The 4868-nt window shown below is 48.5% G+C and carries 1 protein-coding gene and 2 pseudogenes; all 3 read right to left on the reverse strand.

The window, feature by feature from the left end; all coding sequences use genetic code 11:
* Positions 1-583, reverse strand: a pseudogene (locus tag C7972_RS23840) (collagen-like protein); the annotation flags it as partial.
* A gap of 258 nt (positions 584-841) precedes the next feature.
* The gene (locus C7972_RS12885; protein ID WP_110356593.1) at positions 842-1990 is read right to left on the reverse strand and encodes a gliding motility-associated C-terminal domain-containing protein; all 1149 of its coding nucleotides are present in this window, start codon (positions 1988-1990) and stop codon (positions 842-844) included.
* Between the two features lie 19 nt (positions 1991-2009).
* A pseudogene (locus C7972_RS23845) lies at positions 2010-4868 on the reverse strand (hypothetical protein); the annotation flags it as partial.

Here is a 4868-nt window from a genome sequence, read left to right on the forward strand (position 1 = left end):
GGTCACCCTTGGCACCGGTCTCACCTTTCTCGCCTGTAGCGCCGGTTTCACCCTTGTCACCTTTTTCTCCTGTAGCTCCGGTTACTCCTTGTATACCCTGAGGGCCTGTGGCACCTGTATTTCCTTTTTCGCCTTTCTCACCAGTGGCTCCAGTGTCACCCTTGGCTCCGTCTATACCATTAATACCAGCAGGACCTTGTGGTCCTGTTAAGTTTGAAGTCGTAAAATTTGTTCCGTCTGTATAATTGAAGGTAAACGTCCCGTTGCCATTGTCTACGGTAGATTGTATGCCTACACCTCCGGTAGCCGAGGGGCCACCTGTACAAAGGCTGTTCCATTGTGTTCCGTTGTAGAAGAAAACACATTGCGCATCCGTGTTAAAGACCATTGCCCCGCGAAGAGGTTTAATGGTTTGCATTTGGGAATTGGTAACCCTTGTAAGTACAAACGCCTTGGTAGTACTTTCCAATTCAACTATGGAAGCCGCATTAATGCTGTTTGGGTTTTCACCAATTTTTACTTGTGCAGTTGCAAAGGTGCAACTCATCAAGATCAGTATAAGAAATAATTTTTTAAAGTCCATTGAAGGGGGTTTGGGGTGCAAAAACCTATATGACTCCAAAATTAACTGACCTATAAAGGAATGTTAAATAAATGTTGTGAATACAATAAAAGCTGTTGTGTACCAGCGTAGTTGAAAATTTGAACCAAGGAATGTGCCGTTCATCGATGGAATACTTGTAAGTAAATACATACAAGATGATGGATATAGGGGCTTAGTTGCTAGAAATTGGATACTGGATATGGGAAATTGGATATAAAACTTTCAACTTTGAAACTTTCAGTGTTCCAAATACAAAAATCCTTGATAATTAAGTTTAAGGTCCTTCATGGCAATTACATAGAAGTAGACACCATTGGGCAATCCGGCTGCACGGTTTATGACCAAATTGTCCAGATTGGAGAAACCGGTGAATCCGTTGGTATAATTGTCCTCCTCATATACCTTTTGGCCCTGTCGGTTATAAATACTGATGGTATCGTCATTGGAAAGTTCCAGTTCCTCAATGTATAGGGCATCGTTTACACCATCCCCATTGGGGGTTACCAGGTAATTGTCCAGCGTAAGCAATTCCTTGGCCGTGGCTTCCGCGGCAAAGGTGATGATGGCATAATCGTCCGGTACAAAATTGTCCGAAATTAAAAAGCCCTGGTTCAGATCGCCTACTACGGAGGCAGCGCCCAGGTTAACCCAGGATTTACCGCCAATGTTCCAACCTACCGGAATTATCTTGGCCACCTCCTCGGTAAGGGCGGCCATATTGCTGCGCTCGTTCCAGCTGATCTGTATGCTGGAAGAAACACTGCCCTCCAAATGCCAAAATTCCACCTCACTGATATCGCCCATGGTCCTGGGCTTTTTGGTGGGATCAAAACTCTGTGGAAAGGTGGCAGGGTTGGATGGATTTTCAAAATAATAGGCACATTTGGCAAAGCTATTGGTGCCACTGCTATTGAGGGTCAGGGAGCGCAACTGCTCCGAATCGCCTACTGGAAAAATAAAATTCTGTTCGTTGTTAAGGGTAACATAGCCGTCTACTTTGGAAAGATCGCCCTCGCCTACATAAAAGGCATCCTGCAGAAAATTAAAATAAATATCCTGTTGTAGTCTTGGGGTCATAAAGTTGCCTGCCACAAAATTGGTGTTGGAGCTAACGCTCATACCGATGTTGAGCAATACCCCTTGGTCATTGGCAATCTCGGTATCGAAGAAAGCGGGCATAAAGGCGCCGGAAACACTGATCGTATTACTGCCATAAAAACCGGCCAGTCCCAAATTCTGGTCAAAGGCCGCATTGTTGATCAGATCGGTGTGGAAACCAATCTGTCCCTCATCGTGGATACGGATGTTACCACTGTTGTACAGGGCCGTTTGGGCCTGTAGGCCTAGCCCTATCATCAATACGAGTATGCTGATTATACGTTTCATCTTCTTTGGGCCAATCCCCTTAGTTCTTATTCTTTAATAACGCCTTTATTTCATCCATGTCCTTGCGGAGCGACTGTAGTTCTGCGGACAGGGATTGGTTTTCGGATGTTAATTGTTCTATTTTCTTTTCCTGCTCTATGGTATGGAGGAACAATTCCTCTATTTTTTCGAGGTTATTGATAGCTCCTTGCGTTAGGTTCCAATGGCCGTCGGATTCTACTTCTGAAGCAGATTTAATTCCAGGTAAGTGGTGATTCTCTTTAATAAAATCCTCGATTTCTTTTAGACTTGTAAAATCATAACTTTCTTTCAAGCTTGAATGGCCTACAAAATATTTTTGAAAAACATAATCTGGTTGAACAATATTACCATTTAGTAATATATCTGCTCCTACACTAAGGCCAGCAGTTGTAGTAATTCCTAGGTTAAAATTAGGAATTATTTTTGAACCATCTATGGCATCGGCGGGCGTTGCAGATATATCTTCATTTGTAATTGTTCCGTTGGCAATTTTGGCAGAGTTCACCGCATCGTCCTCGATGGTCAGGACTCCGGTATTGTTAATGGTTGCATCCCCGCTTAGTGTTCGTGGCTGTGGGGTGTTAGTTGCATCCCCGATAAATATGTTGGTATTGGCCAGCGCCAAGGCACCGCTGTCTTCATCGGCTGCAGGTGCCCAAGCAGTACCGTTCCATTTTAGGACCTGGTCATTGGCCGCTCCCATTTGATTGAGGTCTTCGGCAAGAATGGTTGCGTTTGCTATCTTGGCCGTGGTCACCGCATTGTTGGCGATAACGGTTGCACTTGTGGGACCTGTAACCTCGCCCGCTAGGTCATCGACATCGAAATCAGTACCGTTGAGGGTAAGTCCTGTGCCAGGGGTAATGGTTGGCCCTGCGGCATCAGCTGCCGGGGCCCAGTTGGTACCGTTCCATTTGAGTACCTGATCGTTGGCCGCTCCCATTTGATTGAGGTCTTCGGCAAGAATGGTTGCGTTTGCTATCTTGGCCGTGGTCACCGCATTGTTGGCGATAACGGTTGCACTTGTGGGACCTGTAACCTCGCCCGCTAGGTCATCGACATCGAAATCAGTACCGTTGAGGGTAAGTCCTGTGCCAGGGGTAATGGTTGGCCCTGCGGCATCAGCTGCCGGGGCCCAGTTGGTACCGTTCCATTTGAGTACCTGATCGTTGGCCGCTCCCATTTGATTGAGGTCTTCTGCAAGAATGGCTGCGTTTGCTATCTTGGCCGTGGTCACCGCATTGTTGGCGATAACGGTTGCACTTGTGGGACCTGTAACCTCGCCCGCTAGGTCATCGACATCGAAATCAGTACCGTTGAGGGTAAGTCCTGTGCCAGGGGTAATGGTTGGCCCTGCGGCATCAGCTGCCGGGGCCCAGTTGGTACCGTTCCATTTGAGTACCTGATCGTTGGCCGCTCCCATTTGATTGAGGTCTTCTGCAAGAATGGCTGCGTTTGCTATCTTGGCCGTGGTCACTGCATCATCCTCGATGGTCAGGACTCCGGTATTGTTAATGGTTGCATCCCCGCTTAGTGTTCGTGGCTGTGGGGTGTTTGTTGCATCCCCGATAAATATGTTGGTATTGGCCAGCGCCAAGGCACCGCTGTCTTCATCGGCTGCAGGTGCCCAAGCAGTACCGTTCCATTTTAGGACCTGGTCGTTGGCCGCTCCCATTTGATTGAGATCTTCTGCAAGAATGGTTGCGTTTGCTATCTTGGCCGTGGTCACCGCATTGTTGGCGATAACGGTTGCACTTGTGGGTCCGGTAACCTCGCCCGCTAGGTCATCGACATCGAAATCCGTACCGTTAAGGGTAAGTCCTATGCCAGGGGTAATGGTTGACCCTGCAATATCGGCTGCAGGTGCCCAAGCAGTACCGTTCCATTTTAGGACCTGGTCGTTGGTCGCTCCCATTTGATTGAGGTCTTCTGCAAGTATGGCTGCGTTCAATATTTTATCACTTGTCACCGCTCCTGTATTGATGTCGTCGGCAATGATAGTGTTTGGTGCTATTTTAGCTGTCGTTACAGCATCGTTTGCTATTACTGTAGCACTTGTGGGTCCGGTAACCTCGCCCGCTAGGTCATCCACATCCAAATCAGTTCCGTTGAGCGTCAGCCCGATACCAGCATTATAGGGGGTTCCTTCCGCATCGGCTGCCGGGGCCCAATTGGTACCATTCCATTTTAGGACCTGGTCGTTGGCCGCTCCCATTTGATTGAGGTCTTCTGCAAGAATGGCTGCGTTTGCTATCTTGGCCGTGGTCACAGCATTGTTGGCGATAACGGTTGCACTTGTGGGACCTGTAACCTCGCCCGCTAGGTCATCGACATCGAAATCAGTACCGTTAAGGGTAAGTCCTGTGCCAGGGGTAATGGTTGGCCCTGCGGCATCAGCTGCGGGGGCCCAGTTGGTACCGTTCCATTTTAGGACCTGGTCGTTGGCCGCTCCCATTTGATTGAGGTCTTCTGCTAGAATGGCTGCGTTTGCTATCTTGGCCGTGGTCACAGCATTATTGGCGATAACGGTTGCACTTGTGGGTCCGGTAACCTCGCCCGCTAGGTCATCGACATCGAAATCCGTACCGTTAAGAGTAAGTCCTATGCCAGGGGTGATGGTTGACCCTTCGGCATCGGCTGCCGGGGCCCAATTGGTTCCGTTCCATTTTAGGACCTGGTCGTTGGCCGCTCCCATTTGATTGAGGTCTTCGGCAAGAATGGTTGCGTTTGCTATCTTGGCCGTGGTCACCACATTATTGGCGATAACGGTTGCACTTGTGGGTCCGGTAACCTCGCCCGCTAGGTCATCGACATCGAAATCCGTACCGTTAAGGGTAAGTCCTATGCCAGGGGTGAT

Origin of the sequence: Arenibacter sp. ARW7G5Y1 (assembly GCF_003201775.1) — a bacterium.
GTDB lineage: Bacteria > Bacteroidota > Bacteroidia > Flavobacteriales > Flavobacteriaceae > Arenibacter.

Excerpts from the sequence above, each read along its gene's own strand:
- C7972_RS12885 (WP_110356593.1), bottom strand. The coding sequence starts at position 1,990 with ATGAAACGTATAATCAGCATACTCGTATTGATGATAGGGCTAGGCCTA.